Origin of the sequence: Bacillus sp. D7-8 (assembly GCF_052055895.1) — a bacterium.
GTDB classification, from domain to species: Bacteria; Bacillota; Bacilli; order Bacillales; family Bacillaceae; genus Bacillus; species Bacillus velezensis.
The window spans coordinates 3688459-3704466 of the sequence record NZ_CP179922.1 but is presented as its reverse complement, the minus strand read 5'-3'; the positions used below and the strand labels follow the sequence as shown (position 1 = coordinate 3704466).

12 protein-coding genes are annotated in these 16008 nt (G+C 49.1%); 6 read left to right on the top strand and 6 right to left on the bottom strand.

Annotated features, from left to right (window positions below):
- Positions 1-482 precede the first annotated feature (482 nt).
- From ACKTRM_RS18330 to ACKTRM_RS18310, 5 genes are all read left to right on the top strand, one after another.
- Positions 483-1889 (top strand): cytochrome ubiquinol oxidase subunit I, encoded by a 1407-nt coding sequence (locus ACKTRM_RS18330; RefSeq protein WP_007614697.1) that lies wholly within the window; start codon positions 483-485, stop codon positions 1887-1889.
- On the top strand, positions 1873-2889 hold the full coding sequence (gene cydB / locus ACKTRM_RS18325) for a cytochrome d ubiquinol oxidase subunit II (RefSeq protein ID WP_012118783.1): 1017 nt from the start codon (positions 1873-1875) through the stop codon (positions 2887-2889). The genes ACKTRM_RS18330 and cydB overlap by 17 nt, the downstream gene beginning before the upstream one ends.
- Positions 2889-4592, top strand: a complete 1704-nt coding sequence (gene cydD / locus ACKTRM_RS18320; protein ID WP_012118782.1) for a thiol reductant ABC exporter subunit CydD — start codon at positions 2889-2891, stop codon at positions 4590-4592. Before cydB ends, cydD begins: the two co-directional genes overlap by 1 nt.
- Positions 4589-6319 carry a thiol reductant ABC exporter subunit CydC gene (gene cydC, locus ACKTRM_RS18315; RefSeq protein WP_012118781.1) on the top strand — a complete coding sequence of 577 codons (1731 nt, stop codon included), beginning with the start codon at positions 4589-4591 and terminating at the stop codon, positions 6317-6319. The genes cydD and cydC overlap by 4 nt, the downstream gene beginning before the upstream one ends.
- A 91-nt stretch (positions 6320-6410) precedes the next feature.
- The gene (locus ACKTRM_RS18310; protein ID WP_012118780.1) at positions 6411-7241 is read left to right on the top strand and encodes an NAD(P)H-hydrate dehydratase; all 831 of its coding nucleotides are present in this window, start codon (positions 6411-6413) and stop codon (positions 7239-7241) included.
- A gap of 13 nt (positions 7242-7254) precedes the next feature.
- Here the strand turns inward: ACKTRM_RS18310 and ACKTRM_RS18305 are convergent, their stop codons facing one another.
- Positions 7255-8613: a purine-cytosine permease family protein gene (locus ACKTRM_RS18305; protein WP_012118779.1), complete on the bottom strand. Its 1359-nt coding sequence runs from the start codon at positions 8611-8613 to the stop codon at positions 7255-7257.
- Positions 8614-8929: 316 nt separating this feature from the next.
- Here ACKTRM_RS18305 and ACKTRM_RS18300 point away from each other — a divergent pair, with 316 nt between their 5' ends.
- Complete coding sequence (locus ACKTRM_RS18300) at positions 8930-9916, top strand: choloylglycine hydrolase family protein (RefSeq protein WP_012118778.1); 987 nt, start codon at positions 8930-8932, stop codon at positions 9914-9916.
- A gap of 38 nt (positions 9917-9954) precedes the next feature.
- On the opposite strand, the gene katX is transcribed toward ACKTRM_RS18300, so the two are convergent.
- The 5 genes from katX to ACKTRM_RS18275 all read right to left on the bottom strand — a co-directional run bounded on the left by katX (position 9955) and on the right by ACKTRM_RS18275 (position 15990).
- Complete coding sequence (katX, locus tag ACKTRM_RS18295; RefSeq protein ID WP_012118777.1) at positions 9955-11568, bottom strand: catalase KatX; 1614 nt, start codon at positions 11566-11568, stop codon at positions 9955-9957.
- A 77-nt stretch (positions 11569-11645) separates the two neighbouring features.
- A complete protein-coding gene (locus ACKTRM_RS18290; RefSeq protein WP_012118776.1) occupies positions 11646-12728 on the bottom strand; it encodes a glycosyl hydrolase in 1083 nt (360 codons plus the stop codon).
- 19 nt (positions 12729-12747) lie between these two features.
- A complete protein-coding gene (manA, locus tag ACKTRM_RS18285) occupies positions 12748-13692 on the bottom strand; it encodes a mannose-6-phosphate isomerase, class I (protein WP_012118775.1) in 945 nt (314 codons plus the stop codon).
- The gene (locus tag ACKTRM_RS18280; protein WP_012118774.1) at positions 13689-14570 is read right to left on the bottom strand and encodes an ROK family protein; all 882 of its coding nucleotides are present in this window, start codon (positions 14568-14570) and stop codon (positions 13689-13691) included. Before ACKTRM_RS18280 ends, manA begins: the two co-directional genes overlap by 4 nt.
- Before the next feature lie 19 nt (positions 14571-14589).
- Positions 14590-15990: a glycoside hydrolase family 1 protein gene (locus ACKTRM_RS18275; protein ID WP_012118773.1), complete on the bottom strand. Its 1401-nt coding sequence runs from the start codon at positions 15988-15990 to the stop codon at positions 14590-14592.
- Between the last annotated feature and the right edge of the window lie 18 nt (positions 15991-16008).

Below are 16008 nucleotides of genomic sequence, written 5' to 3'. Positions count from 1 at the left end.
TGTAGTGAAAAAATATCCCCATTTAAAGTATACTAAAAAATTTAAATTGTTCATATATTATGAATTTACTAGAGGACATGCTTTCTTCACATTTTCTTTCTCAAAATGGCGATTTGGCGGGCTTTTTCATCGAGAAAAGCATTTTGTTCGCCACACGAATAAAAAAGAGGTACGATATCAAAGGGACAAATATCCTAGGTGCTGACATAAAATCTCTACAAATCCGACAATAATCGGTCACAATTTCAGCCTTATTTTAGGTATATTGATCTTTTTTTTTAGGCTGAATCGTTGTAAAGTAATGATATTGAATCATTTCTATGACAGCCGCTGTCCCCCAGGGTGTACAGGCTGATATTTCAATAGTTTTGACGAATTTGTGAAACATTGAGCAAATATATCATTTTTTGTGAAATACCGAGCAATGATTTCGCTGTGTTTGTGAAATGTTGAGCAATTTACCAGATTGGAGGAAAAACATCATGAGTGAGTTGGTATTAGCCCGCATTCAATTTGCATCTACAACATTGTTTCACTTCTTGTTTGTGCCTTTGTCTATCGGGCTTGTGTTTATGGTTGCTTTGATGGAGACGCTTTATGTTGTCAAAAAACAAGAGACCTATCTCAAAATGGCTAAATTTTGGGGGCATCTCTTTTTAATTAACTTCGCTGTCGGCGTCGTCACAGGGATTCTTCAGGAATTCCAGTTCGGATTGAACTGGTCTGATTATTCCCGTTTTGTCGGAGACGTATTTGGAGCTCCGCTTGCGGTTGAAGCGCTTTTGGCGTTTTTTATGGAGTCTATTTTTATCGGATTATGGATTTTCGGCTGGGACCGTTTATCTAAAAAAGTGCATTTGCTTTGCATTTGGCTTGTGTCCTTCGGAACGATTATGTCATCTTTCTGGATTTTGACGGCAAACTCATTCATGCAGGAGCCGGTCGGCTTTGCGATTAAAAACGGCCGCGCGGAAATGAATGATTTCGGGGCGCTTTTGACAAACCCTCAGCTTTGGGTTGAATTTCCTCACGTCATTTTCGGGGCGCTTGCGACGGGTGCTTTCTTTATCGCCGGTGTCAGCGCATTTAAATTATTGAAGAAAAAAGAAGTGCCTTTCTTCCATAAATCTTTCAAGCTTTCGATGATTGTCGGTCTGATCGCCGGTATCGGCGTTGCGTTCAGCGGACATATGCAGGCTGAGCATTTAATGGAATCGCAGCCGATGAAAATGGCTGCCAGTGAAGCGCTTTGGGATGACAGCGGTGATCCTGCCGCGTGGACGGCTTTTGCGAATATTGATACGAATAAAGAAAAAAACACATCAGAAATTTCAATTCCTTACGCACTGAGCTACTTGGCTTACCAGAAGTTCAGCGGCAGTGTGAAAGGGATGAAAACACTTCAAAAAGAATACGAAAAAACGTACGGAAAAGGCGACTATATCCCGCCTGTTAAAACGACGTTCTGGAGTTTCCGCATTATGGCGGGAGCGGGCGCGCTTATGATATTTGCCGCGATTGCCGGCTTTATTCTGAACCGCCGCAAAAAACTTCATACGAGCAAGTGGTATTTACGGGGCATGATCGCACTGATTGCATTTCCATTCATTGCGAACTCTGCCGGTTGGATTATGACTGAAATCGGACGCCAGCCGTGGACGGTCATGGGACAATTGACGACCGCACAATCCGTTTCTCCTAACGTAACGACGGGATCTCTGCTGTTTTCAATTATCAGCTTCGGCGTCATGTACTTGATTTTAGGCGCGCTGCTTGTTTTCCTATTCGTTCGTGAAATTAAAAAAGGTGCGGACCATGATGATCATAAGGATGTTCCTGTATCAACGGATCCGTTCAGTCAGGAGGTCTACCATGGGGTCACTTCATGATCTTTGGTTTATACTCGTTTCAGTTTTGTTTGTCGGATTTTTCTTTTTAGAGGGTTTTGACTTCGGTGTCGGCATTTCGACCCGATTTCTTGGCCATAATGAATTAGAACGCAGAGTGCTGGTTAACACCATCGGCCCGTTCTGGGATGCGAATGAGGTGTGGCTTATCACAGGTACGGGAGCGATCTTCGCGGCATTCCCGAACTGGTATGCGACGATGCTGAGCGGATATTACATTCCGTTTATCATCATTCTTCTTGCCTTGATGGGGCGCGGCGTGGCATTTGAATTCCGCGGCCAAGTGAATAATCTGAAATGGGTCAAAACATGGGACTGGGTGATTTTCTTCGGCAGCCTTATCCCGCCATTTGTATTCGGACTTATTTTCACAAGCTTGTTCCGCGGTGTGCCGATTGACGGACATATGAACATTCACGCAGGTTTTTCAGATATTGTGAACGTGTATTCCGTTCTTGGCGGTGCGGCCGTCACCCTTCTTTCATTCCTGCACGGTTTAATGTTTATCACCCTGCGCACGATCGGTGATTTACAAGAGCGTGCGAGAAAAATGGCAAAACGCGTAATCGGTGTTATCTTTCTTGTTGTACTTGCTTTCTTTGCGATGTCTGCATACGATACGGATATGTTTACACGCCGGGCAAACATCACGATTCCGGTATTCGTGCTGATTGTCATCTGCAACGTTCTTGCCATTGTGTTCATGAGCAAGAAAAAAGACGGCTGGGCATTCGGTATGACCGGCGCGGGTCTTGCTTTGACAGTTGCGATGATTTTTATCTCTCTGTTCCCGCGCGTCATGGTCAGCTCGCTGAAAAGCGCGTATGACTTAACAGTAGCTAACGCGTCTTCCGGTGATTATTCACTTAAGGTCATGACAATTGTCGCACTGACTCTGCTGCCGTTTGTCATCGGCAGTCAGATCTGGAGCTATTATGTCTTCCGGAAACGCGTCAGCCATAAGGAGCCTATGACTTATTAATGGGAAAAGACCTGTTTCTTTATAAAGGAATGAAGCGGATTCTTGCGATCATTACGGGATTAACGATTATACAAACGGCCGCCATCATCTTGCAGGCGGAATGGCTGAGCCAGGCGGTAACCGGATTATTTAACGGGAAGCGGATTGCTTCTCTTTATCCGGTTATCGGCTTTTTCCTGCTTGCGTTTTTGGTCCGGCATGCGGTGACAACGGTCCGGCAGAAAATCGTGTACCAATATGCCGCGCAAACCGGCGCAGACTTAAGAAAAAGATTTCTTGAGCAATTGTTCCGTCTCGGCCCCCGCTTTGCGAAAAAAGAGGGGACAGGCCGGATGGTGACGCTGGCGATGGAAGGCATCAGCCAGTTCCGCCGTTATTTAGAGCTGTTTCTGCCGAAAATGGTCAGCATGGCGATTGTGCCGGCTGCCGTTGTTATTTACGTGTTTTTTCAGGATAAAACATCGGCTTTGATTCTGATTCTTGCGCTTCCGATTTTGATTGTATTTATGATTCTGCTCGGACTTGTGGCACAGAAAAAAGCCGATCGCCAATGGAAGTCCTATCAGACGCTTTCCAATCATTTCGTGGATTCGCTCCGCGGACTGGAGACATTGCGGTTTTTAGGATTAAGCAAATCACACAGTAAAAATATCTTTCATGTCAGTGAGAGATACCGCAAGGCGACGATGAGCACGCTCCGGGTCGCGTTTTTATCATCATTCGCCCTGGATTTCTTTACGATGCTGTCGGTGGCGACAGTGGCGGTGTTTCTCGGCTTGCGGCTGATAGACGGACAAATTCTGCTCGGACCGGCATTGACCGCGCTCATTCTCGCGCCTGAATATTTTCTCCCGGTCCGCGAAGTGGGGAATGATTACCACGCGACGTTAAACGGGCAGGAGGCGGGGAAAACCATTCAAGCGATTTTGGCGCAGCCCGGTTTTAAAGAAGAAAAGCCGCTCGAACTTGATACGTGGACTGACGGGGATGAATTACAGCTTACGCGTTTGTCCGTCCGAGAATCGATGTCTGAATTTCATCTGTCCTTCAAAGGGAAGAAGAAAATCGGGATTATCGGGGAAAGCGGTGCGGGAAAATCGACACTCATTGATGTGCTGGGCGGCTTTTTAGAGCCTGCGTCCGGTGAGATCAAGGTAAACGGTGAATCCCGCTCACATCTGCAGTCGGACGGCTGGCAGAAGCAGCTGCTTTATATTCCGCAGCACCCGTACATTTTTGATGACACGCTTTTGAATAATATCCGGTTTTATCATCCTGATGCTTCGCGTGAGGAAACGGCGCAGGCCGCTAGATCGGCGGGTCTTTCCGGACTGATCCGTGATCTGCCCGGCGGTCTTGACGGCCGGATCGGCGAGGGCGGACGGGCGCTCAGCGGAGGGCAGGCTCAGCGTGTCGCGCTGGCCAGAGCCTTTTTAGGAAACCGGCCGATTCTCCTTTTGGATGAGCCGACCGCTCACCTTGATATTGAAACAGAATATGAAATAAAAGAAACGATGAAAGACCTGTTTGAAAACAAACTTGTCTTTCTGGCCACTCACCGTCTTCACTGGATGCTTGAGATGGACGAAATTATCGTGCTTGATGACGGCGCGGTGGCGGAAATCGGCACCCACGACGAATTGATGGCGAAACAAGGCGTATACGCCAAACTTGTAAAGGCGCAACTGGGGGAAAGAACATGAGAAAAGAAGAATGGATTCTGCCGTATATGAAGCAAAATGCCCGTTTGTTTGTTCTTGTGATTTTTTTAGGCGCGGTGACGATTTTTTCGGCGGCCTTTCTCATGTTCACTTCCGGTTTTTTGATCTCTAAGTCGGCGACCAGGCCTGAGAATATCCTGCTGGTGTACGTTCCGATTGTAGCCGTGCGGACCTTCGGGATTGCCCGTTCAGTCTCACGGTACGCCGAGCGTCTGACGGGGCACCATATCATTCTGAAAATCGTGTCCGACATGAGGGTGCGGCTTTACAATATGCTGGAGCCGGCCTCGCTCATGCTTTCATCCCGTTTTCGGACGGGCGACATGCTCGGCATTTTGGCTGAGGATATTGAGCATTTGCAGGATGCGTTTTTAAAAACGATTTTCCCTGCGGTTTCCGCTTTGCTTCTGTATGCGGCATCCGTTATCGGACTCGGCTTTTATTCCTGGCCGTTTGCCGCTTTTGCGGCGATTTACCTGTTTATATTGGTTGTAATGTTTCCGGTTGTGTCGCTTCTTGTGACGAGAGCGAAAAACATGAGGCTGAAAAGCGGCCGGAATACGCTCTACAGCCGGCTGACAGATGCCGTGCTCGGCGTGAGCGACTGGATGTTCTCGGGACGCCAGGCGGCCTTTATTTCCTCTTATGAAGAGAAAGAGAAGGCGTGGTTTGACCTTGAAAGCAAACGTCAGCGGTTTACGAGATGGCGTGATCTCGCCGCGCAATGTCTTGTCGGCGGCTTCATATTGATCATGCTGTTCTGGACGGCAGGTCAGTATGCGGACGGCAGCATCGCCAACACGATGATTGCGGCCTTTGTGCTTGTCGTATTTCCATTGACGGAGGCGTTTCTGCCCCTTTCGGATGCGCTGACGGAAGTGCCTTCTTATCAGGATTCCATCAAAAGAATGAGTCAGGCGGCTCCGGAGCTGCGAAGTCGTGAGGTGAAGCAGACGGATGAGAAACTGGATGTATCGGATGTGACACTTACATTTGATAACGTGACGTTTTCTTATGATCAGCACAGTCATGTGCTTGACCGTTTTTCCTTCACTCTCCGCCAAGGTGAAAAAATGGCGCTGCTCGGCAGGAGCGGCTCCGGTAAGTCGACCTCTCTCGCTTTAATTGAAGGTGCCTTAGTTCCCGATTCGGGCAAAGTGATGCTGAATGGGCTGGAAACTGCGGCCGTGCAGGAGCAGATTTCCTCAGCGGTGGCCGTTTTGAATCAGAAACCTCATCTCTTTAACACGAGCATTATGAACAATATCCGGCTCGGAAACGGCAAGGCGAGTGATGAAGATGTTAAGCGTGCGGCTCGGCAAGTGAAGTTGCATGATTATATTGAATCACTGCCTGACGGATATGAAACGTCCGTGCAGGAGACGGGGATTCGTTTCTCAGGCGGGGAACGGCAGCGGATCGCGCTTGCCCGTATTCTGCTCCAAGACACGCCGGTTATTATCCTTGATGAACCGACGGTCGGCCTTGATGCGGTCACTGAACGCGAATTGCTTGATACGATTTTTGATGTCTTTAAAGAGAAAACGATCCTCTGGATTACACACCATTTAGCGGGTGTGGAAACAGCTGATAAAATCGTCTTTTTAGAAAATGGAAAAGCAGAAATGGAAGGAACTCATCAAGAGCTGCTTGCAGAAAACGAACGGTACCGGAAGCTTTACCGTCTTGATGTTCCGATCAGAACATAAACAGCCGCAAACGAGCGGCTGTTTTTTTTGTGCGGTTTAAAATCTCTTCTTGTTTGGAATATAAATAGGAGACAGAAGAGGAGGTACAGAGATGAATATAATGGATTGGACGGAACAGGATGTGAAAGATACGCTGCCGAAGCGGGAGGCAGACAGCCATAAGGGGACGTTCGGGACGGCGTTATTGCTGGCCGGCAGCGAAGACATGCCGGGAGCTGCCCTTCTGGCCGGATTGGGCGCGATGAGAAGCGGTGTCGGCAAGCTCGTCATCGGTACATCGGCAGGCGTCATCCCGCTTATCGTCCCGGTGCTGCCGGAAGCGACGTACTGGCGTGACGGCTGGAAAAAAGCCGCGGCGGGCCAGCCCGGGGAAACCATCCGGGCCGCTGCCCTCGGGCCGGGCCTTCCCCAAACAGACGAAGTGCAGCAGGCGGCTGATCAGCTGCTTTCTGCCGATTATCCCGTCATACTGGACGCGGGCGCCATTACGAAAAGAACCTATCCAAAGAGGAAAGCCCCCGTGATCTTGACGCCTCATCCCGGCGAATTTTCCAGAATGACAGGCCTTCCGATTCAAGAGATTCAGCAGAACAGAGCGGGATATGCCGCGGAATGGGCGGAGCGGCTTCACGTCACGATTGTCCTGAAAGGAAACGAAACCATTATCGCTTTTCCCGACGGGGAATGCCGCAGGAATACAACCGGAAACGGCGCGCTTGCAAAAGGCGGGACCGGCGACACGCTGACGGGAATGATTCTCGGCATGCTGTGCTGTCATCAAGACCCGAAGCATGCCGTATTGAACGCCGTCCGCCTTCACGGTGAATGTGCGGAGTTATGGACGAAAGAGCGCTCCGCCCATACCTTATTGGCGCACGAACTTTCTGAACTGCTGCCGCGTGTATGGAAGGAATATGAATAAAGAAAAGGCGTCTTCATAGAGAAGGCGCCTCTTGTTGTTTTACCCTTGATTTCATCAGGACATAATACAGCAGCGACGGAACGGCCAGGCCGATGACCCAGGCAATGTCGCCTCCGCCGAATATTTCAGCGAGCGGCCCGATGTAAAAGGATGTATTGATGAATGGGATTTCTAATATAATCGACAACACGAAGGCGGCCGCTGTAATCCAATTGACCCTGCCGTATTGTCCGTTGACGTCAAACATCGATTTGACGTGGTATTTTCCGCGGCGGATAAAATAGTAATCCACGAGGTTGATCGCCGTCCATGGAATTAAGAAATAACTGATGAAAAAGATGAAATTTAAAAACAGTTCCATGAAATTGCTTTGGCCCAAGAGACTTAATACAGTACCTGCTGCCGTCACACAAAGGATCATTACCACTCTCGTTTTCGGCGTCACCTTCAGTTTTAAAAACGGCTCCAAGGTAGTCGTCGTTGACATAAAGGCTCCGTATAAATTAAAGACGTTGATCGCCATTTGCCCGAACAGGACGATGATCAGCATAATAAAGGAAAACGGACCGAACAATCGGACAATCTCATTTCCCGCATTAGAGGTAAATTCCGGGAGCGCCGTCGTCAAAATGGCGCCGAGAAGCATCATCCAGATGGAACTGACTGACGTACCTGCGTAGCTGTACCAAAAGGTATGCGATGCCGGTGTTTTGACCGGCAGATAACGGGAATAATCTGCGACATATGGCGCGTATGCCAGCTGCCATGTGGCCACCGCGCTGACCGCCACTAGAAAAACAGGCAGATCTAATGAGCCGGGCACCCAGCTTCCTGAAGGAATCGGCAGTTGAAAAATAAGAATCGTTGCAGCAAAAAAAACGGCAAAGGAGGTCCAAGAGAGGATTTTCTGCATTTTGTGAATCAGATCATGACCGTAGATCGTGAGTAAAAAACAGATGGCGCTTAAGCCGATAATACACCATGAAGCCGGAATCGGTACAAAGCTGCTCAGTGTACCGGCTGCGAGAATCGTACTGCTCGCAAAGAAGCCCAGGTAGATAAACATGACCAAAAAGAGGGGCAGAATCGCTCCGATCACGCCGAATTGCGCGCGGCTTTGAATCATTTGCGGAATTCCGAGCTGAGGTCCTTGTGCGGAATGAGACGCCATAAAGATTGCGCCGATAAAGGTTCCGATAATAATGGCGGCGATACTCCAAAAGAGATCGAGCCCCATTGTAACGGGCAGTGTGCCTGTGACTAACGTCGTAATATGCATATTCGCCCCGAACCAGACGGGGAATAAATCTTTAGCCTTTCCGTGTCTTTCGTCATGCGGAATATGTTCAATCGTTCGCCTTTCTACTTTCAATAGATAATCTCCTCCGTATGTTCTTCTTTAACATAAAGACATAGCTTAACAGATTGACCTGCCGTTTACAAATTCCAGCATGCAGGAAAAACATTGTAAAGCCTCGCTGACAGCCGTTCAAAAGTTTTTTTGAAAAACGGTACAAACACTGCCGCCAAAACGATTTGCCAGGGTTTAAAAGGCATGGATATGCTTACGGACTAATATGTATTAAGGAGAAATGTGACAATCTTTTGACGAATGGAGCCATTATTCGTTAAGCTGGAAGAATAGTTTACTTTGTGTAAATTTCATTAATGAAAAGGGGATTGATGATATGTGTACAAGTCTTACATTGAAAACGACAGACGGTAATCACCTATTGGCGCGAACGATGGATTTTGCATTTCAGCTCGGGACGGACGTCGTGCTTTACCCTCGTCAGTACAGCTGGAAAAGCGAAGCTGACGGCAGGATGCATAGGACGAAATACGCATTTATCGGCATGGGGAGAAATCTCGGCAATGTTCTGTTTGCCGACGGCGTAAATGAAAAAGGGCTGTCGTGTGCGACGCTGTATTTTCCGGGCTTTGCGGGATACGAGAAAGCGGAACGGGAGGGCACCTGTCACATCGCTCCTCATGAGTTTGTCACCTGGGCCTTATCAAACTGTGAATCTCTTGAAGACATAAAGGAAAAGCTCTCAATGCTGACGATTGTAGAGAAGAAGTTAATGTTATTGGATACGGTGCTGCCTCTTCATTGGATTTTATCAGACCGCACGGGCGGCTGCATTGTCATCGAGCCGACACCGGAGGGAATGAAAGTATATGACAACAAACCCGGAGTGATGACCAACAGTCCGGAATTTCCTTGGCATGTGACCAATCTGCGCCATTATATCGGAATCAGGCCGCAGCAGTCAGAAAGCAAAACATTGGGCGGAATGACATTAACCGCTTTCGGCCAAGGATCTGGAACGATCGGGCTTCCCGGTGATTACACGCCGCCATCCCGATTCATCAGAGCCGCTTATCTGAAAGAGCATTTAGAGCCTGCCGCTCATGAAACGGATGGCGTTACGGCCGCTTTTCACGTGCTGTCCAATGTGAATATTCCAAAAGGCGCGGTGATCACAGAGGAGAATGAAATTGATTATACGCAGTATACGTCGGTCATGTGCTGTGACACCGGGAACTACTACTTTCATCTGTACGACAACCGGCAGATTCACAAAGTAAGTTTATTCCATGAAGATCTTGACCGTCCGGAGCCGAAAGTATTTGCGGCCGCGGCGGAGCAGAATATACAGGAGCTGAATTAGCTCAAAAAAAACAGGACGCGATTGTCCTGTTTTTTTATTTAATACGGATCAGACGGATGGCTTTCCTGTTCAGCCTGTTTTGCGGCTTGTGCTGTATCAGTAGTGCCGATCGGCCCGCCGCTGTTGCTTTCGGCGGCTTTTTTCAGCCCTTCCGCCACACGTTTTCCGTAGTCCGGATCTGCTTTTGTGAAATTCTCAATCATTTGATCCTGAATGTCTTTGCGGCAGGAAGAAAGCGTATTGACCAGGTTTGTGATCAATTCGTTCCGTTCAAATTCTGAAAATCTGCGGTATGTTTCTCCGGCCTGGCCGAAGTTATTCGACCGGTCGATCGCCTCCCGCATCACATCGCCTTCGACATGAGGTGTATGGTCTTTCCCATCCTGCTTTGCTTCGTTGAGTCCTCCCATAATGGACGGCTCATAGTTGACGTGCGGGTTTTGTCCTTCTGCCCGATCGACCCGATACTGCATTTGCCCGCCTTCCTGGTTGGTGGCGACATGCTTTTTCGGCGAGTTGATCGGAAGCTGCAGGTAGTTTGCGCCGACGCGGTACCGCTGGGTATCTGAATAGGAGAATGTCCGCCCCTGAAGTAATTTGTCATCCGAAAAATCAAGGCCGTCCACAAGCACGCCCGTTCCGAATGACGCTTGTTCCACCTCGGCATGGTAGTTTTCCGGGTTTTTGTTCAGAACCAATTTACCGATCGGCTTCCAAGGGAAATCGTCTTTATACCACAGCTTGGTCGGATCAAGCGGATCAAAATCCAGCTCGGGGTGTTCGTCATCAGTCATGATTTGCGCATACACTTCCCATTCAGGGTAATCGCCTTTTTCAATCGCTTCATACAAATCCTGTGTCGCATGGTTAAAGTTTTTCCCCTGAATCTCTTCCGCTTCCTTCTGTGTCAGGTTGCGGATGCCCTGTTTCGGTTCAAAGTGATATTTGACGAGTACGGCTTTTCCTTCTTCATTGACCCATTTGTAGGCATGGACGCCTGAGCCCTGCATCTGCCGGTAGTTGGCCGGGATGCCCCACGGCGAAAACAAGAAAGTGATCATATGAGTCGCTTCCGGTGATTGGGAAATGAAGTCGAAAATACGCTCGCCGTCCTGAATGTTCGTAACAGGATCAGGCTGAAATGCGTGCACAAGATCCGGGAACTTCAGCGGATCACGGATAAAAAAGATTTTCAAGTTGTTGCCGACCAGATCCCAGTTGCCGTCTTCGGTATAAAGCTTAACGGCAAACCCCCGGGGGTCACGCAATGTTTCCGGGGAATGCTTTCCGTGGTTGACGGTAGAAAACCGCACAAACGCCGGAGTTTTCATTCCTTTCTTTTGAAACACTTTCGCTCTTGTGTATGTAGAAATCTCCTCGTCTCCAAAACTTCCGTACGCCTCAAAGTATCCGTGTGCCCCGGCACCGCGCGCGTGAACGACGCGCTCGGGAATCCGTTCGCGATCAAAGTGGCTGATTTTCTCCAAAAAATCATAATTCTCCAATGTCGTCGGTCCTCTATTGCCGACTGTCCTGACATTCTGGTTGTCAGTGACCGGATGGCCCTGCCGGTTTGTCAGCGTGTCTTCTGACTCGCCTTTACCGGTCGTCTTACTGGAAAGCGTTTCTTCGCTGTTTTTGTTATTTTCCATTGTTGAACCCTCCTTTTTGAACGGTAACAATATGCCCGGCAGAGCCGTTTTTTAAAACCGATTTTCAAAAGAAGCAGTTATTCCGCGATCGGCGTCAAGGACCCGCCGTTCCATATTTCGCCCTTGTTCAGCGTCCAGCTGTTTTGATAAAGGGCCTGCGCGCCTAGGTTGGCCGCCGGACTTAATTGTTCATCCCATGTCAAAAAGTACGTGGTCTCGGGATACTTTTGCCTGATCGCATTGATAAAAGCAGCATAATCAAAGCTTCCGATATTACCGGACGGACCGGTTTCGGCAAAGGCAAACGGTTTTTTCAGAGACAGCATTTCATCATAGCCTGATATCGCATACGGATCAGTGAAGTAAGCGTCCAGACCGGTAATATCCACATAAGATGAGCCTGGGTAAAAGTCTGTTTTAAAGTCTCTGTTGGCATCCGGCGAATACACCCACAAAAGGTTATCCAATCCTCTTGTCTCTGTCATATAGCGGTATATCTTCTTGTAAAGCTCTTTGTACAGCGAGATTCTCTCATTGTCTTTTTGGTTGTAGCCTGTCAGCCCCCACCAGAACCACTCGCCGTTCATTTCATGCAGCGGTCTGAACAGAACGGTGACGCCTTGATTTTTCAGCTGAGTAAGGCCGTCGGCGATTTTGCTGAGCAGCGCCTCCAGCCGTTTTCCTTCAACAGTTGAAGGGTCCAGGATGTTTTTGTACTGGCTGTTTGAGATGGCCGTTTTATAGTTTCCGGATGGAAAAGCCGGATTTGCGAGATGCAGGCTGACCTGAGGGAGGCCGCCGCTTTTCCAGTATGAGATTAAGCTGCTGTTGCAGCTGTAATCGATAGAATCGGTGATATCCGCTGTTTCAAGCCATCCTCTCCCATAGTCACAGCCGTAGATGGCGGGAGACTGTCCCGTCGCGTTTTTCAAGCGGTTTTCCTCTGTCATTGAAAAAGTGACATCGCTGTACCCGCCGAACGCCCCGGACATGACCCTGTTTTCTGAACGGTTGGGCAGGTGCGCCAGCCAGTTCATGATATCTTTTGTCGTCTGCTGGGCATTTGGGTTAACGGGATAAACGGTGTGAGCCGATATCGGACTGGCGGCTCCTAAGAGTAATAAAACGATAGACAGGCAGACTGCTAACTTTTTGAGCATAAAAAAGACCTCCTGATTTTTAGGGTGATGAAGGATGTGAAACGATAACCTCACAATCTCCTTCTATAACAAAATCTCCGGAATCCGCCGGCACGATAAAGTGATCGCCTTTGTGAATGGGGCATCCATCCAGTTCTCCGCGTCCTTTCATGACGCTTGCGAGTAAATACCGGCCGGGTGCGGGGAATGATGCTTTCCCGCTCACATCCCATTGATAAACTGAAAAGAAAGGTGTTTCGGCAAGTGTTGTAATAAGAGCATCTCCGATCTGATGCTTTGTGCTTTTTACATTTTCATCGGTATGGGGAATGTCTGTTACGTCAATTGCTTTCTGAAGATGAAGCTCGCGTTTATTCCCGTTCCCATCCGTCCGGTCATAGTCGTAAAGCCGGTAGGTGGCATCAGAGCTTTGCTGGATTTCAAGAACGAGCGTACCTTCACATAAAGCGTGCAGTGTGCCGCTCGGGACATAGAAAAAGTCGCCGGGCTTAATGGGGATGCGGCGGAGCAGGTGATCCCACTCGTTTCGTTCAATGAGCTGAACGAAGTCTTCTCTCGTTTGGGCGCGATGCCCTAAAATGAGCTCCGCGTCTTTTTTGCAGTCCAACACGTACCAGCATTCCGTTTTTCCGAGTTCTCCGTTTTCATGCCGATGTGCATATGCGTCATCCGGATGAACCTGCACGGATAAGTCCATATTTGCGTCAAGAATTTTTGTAAGCAGGGGAAAGGCGTCTTCTTTCGGATGTCCGAACAGGCCAGGGTGTTCATTCCAGAGACGGTGTAATGATGTTCCGGAAAAAGGCCCGTTCCGCACGATGGATGTGCCGTGCGGATGAGCTGAAATCGCCCAGCACTCTCCCGTCCGCTCAGAAGGAATCTCATACCCGAATGTATCGCGCAGCTTCGTCCCGCCCCATAATCTTTCTTTAAAAACCGGTTCCAAAAATAAGAGCTTCGTCATTTTCCCGCCTCCCGGTTTGCCGCTTCTAATGCGCGCTCCGCCAATACGAGCGAACCGGCCGCGCCGGAGTGAATCCCTAATTGAGGGGGAACGATAAAGTGTTCAATGTCGGGCAGATCAATATATTGATTCAGCCGCTTTTTCACGTGCTGACGGATAGAAGAGAACAGCTGCCGCTGCTTCATGACGCCCCCGCCGAGAATGATCTTTTCCGGCGAAAGTATGAGAATATACTGCACAAGCGCTTCGGCAATATAATAGCCCTCAAGCTCCCACACTTCCTGCTGATCCGTGAGCAAAAATGCTTTTTTCCCCCAGCGTTTCTCAATGGCGGGGCCTGCCGCGAGGCCTTCCAGACAATCTGTATGGTATGGGCAATTGCCTTTGTAGCCGTCGTCCGGATGTCTTCTGACATAAATGTGGCCCATTTCAGGGTGAGACAGCCCTTGAACAAATCTGCCGTTCATGATGGCGCCCGCGCCGATGCCTGTGCCGACCGTCAAATAGAGGCAGCTGTCCGCGTTTTTGGCCGCGCCGAAAGAAGCTTCTCCAAGCGCCGCCGCATTAACGTCGGTGGTGAAGCCTGCGGGAATATCCAGAGCGCTTTTGATCGTTTGAAGAATAGGGCAGTTCCGCCAGGCTGTCTTCGGTGTCGCGGTGATGCACCCGTATGTTTGACTGTCAGGACGGATATCAATCGGTCCGAACGACCCGATGCCGATGGCGTCTATCGGGAAATCTTTAAAGTAACGGATCACCTGTCTGAGTGTGTCATCCGGTTCTCCCGTCGGAAACTCTGCTCTGTCCAGAATGGTGCCGTCTCTTTGTCCGGCGGCACAGACAAATTTCGTGCCGCCGGCTTCAATACCTCCAAGCATGGCCGTCCCTCCTCATCTGTTAAAATCCGTTTTGATCCGAAACGGCTTTGAACCAGCGGCCGCTTTTTTTGACGGTCCGTTCGCCCCCGTTTTCCAGATTGACAGATACAAAGCCGTAGCGGTTTTTATAAGCGTTTGTCCAAGACCAGTTGTCCATGAAAGTCCACAGGTGATAGCCTTTTACATTTGAACCTTCTCCGATGGCCCGATGCACCCATTTGAGATGTTCCTGGATAAATTCAATCCTGTAATCATCCTGAATGATGCCGTTTTCATCGCGGAAGCGTTCCTCGCCTTCTACTCCCATGCCGTTCTCAGAAATAAAACACTCGATATTTCCGTAATGTTCTCTGAGATTGGTGAGAATGTCATAGATTCCTTTTTCGTAAATTTCCCACCCGCGGTGAGGGTTCATTTTCCGGCCGGGCATGACATACGGATCGAAGAAACGCTCAGGCAGGAAAGGGGCATGCGGATTCGGAACATGTTCTTTTGCCTTGACGCGCCTCGGCTGGTAGTAGTTCACGCCTAACAGGTCGACCGTATGCTCCTGAATGAGGCGGAGATCTTCTTTCTCATAATGCGGCAGAAAGCCTTCCGCCTTGAGAATCTCGACAAGCTCCTCAGGAAATTCGCCCTTTACGGCGGGATCTAAAAATGAGCGGTTGAAAAAGGCGTCGGCAATCCGGGACGCTTTGACATCTTCAGGATGTGAGCTTCTCGGATAAGAAGGCGTCAGATTCAGAATGATTCCGATTTGTCCATCCTGTTTCAATTCTCTGTAGGCTTTGACAGCCCTTGCATTCGACAGCAGGGTATGGAAACCGGCCTGCACCGCTTCTTGAAAATTAACATGATTCGGGTAGTGAAAGTCGTATAAGTAGCCGCCTTCAATCGGCACAATCGGCTCGTTGTGAGTGAACCATTTTTTCACCTTGTCACCGAATAGCGAAAAGCATGTTTTGGCGTAATGTTCAAACGCGTCAACGGTGTTCCGGCTGACCCAGCCCCCCTTCCGCTGAAGGGCGAGCGGCATGTCAAAGTGAAACAAATTGACAAACGGCTCAATATGATGGGCAAGCATTTCATCGATGACGTCCTGATAAAACGCGACCGCTTTCTGATTGACCTCGCCAGTTCCGTCCGGAATCAATCTTGACCAGGAAATAGACAGCCGGAAGGAGTTGTGGCCGATTTCTTTCATCAGCCGGATATCCTCCTTGTATTGATCGTAAAAACGTGACGTGTCGCCGGGACCGACGCCGTTAAAAAAACGGCTCGGCTCTTTTTCATACCAGTAATCCCATATGTTTTGGCTTTTTCCGTCTCTGTCAGCGGCGCCTTCTGTTTGGGTGGCGGAGGCGGAAGACCCCCACCAGAATCCTTCCGGAAAACGATATTGAATATTTGATTCAGTCAATTGATTTCTCTCCCTTAC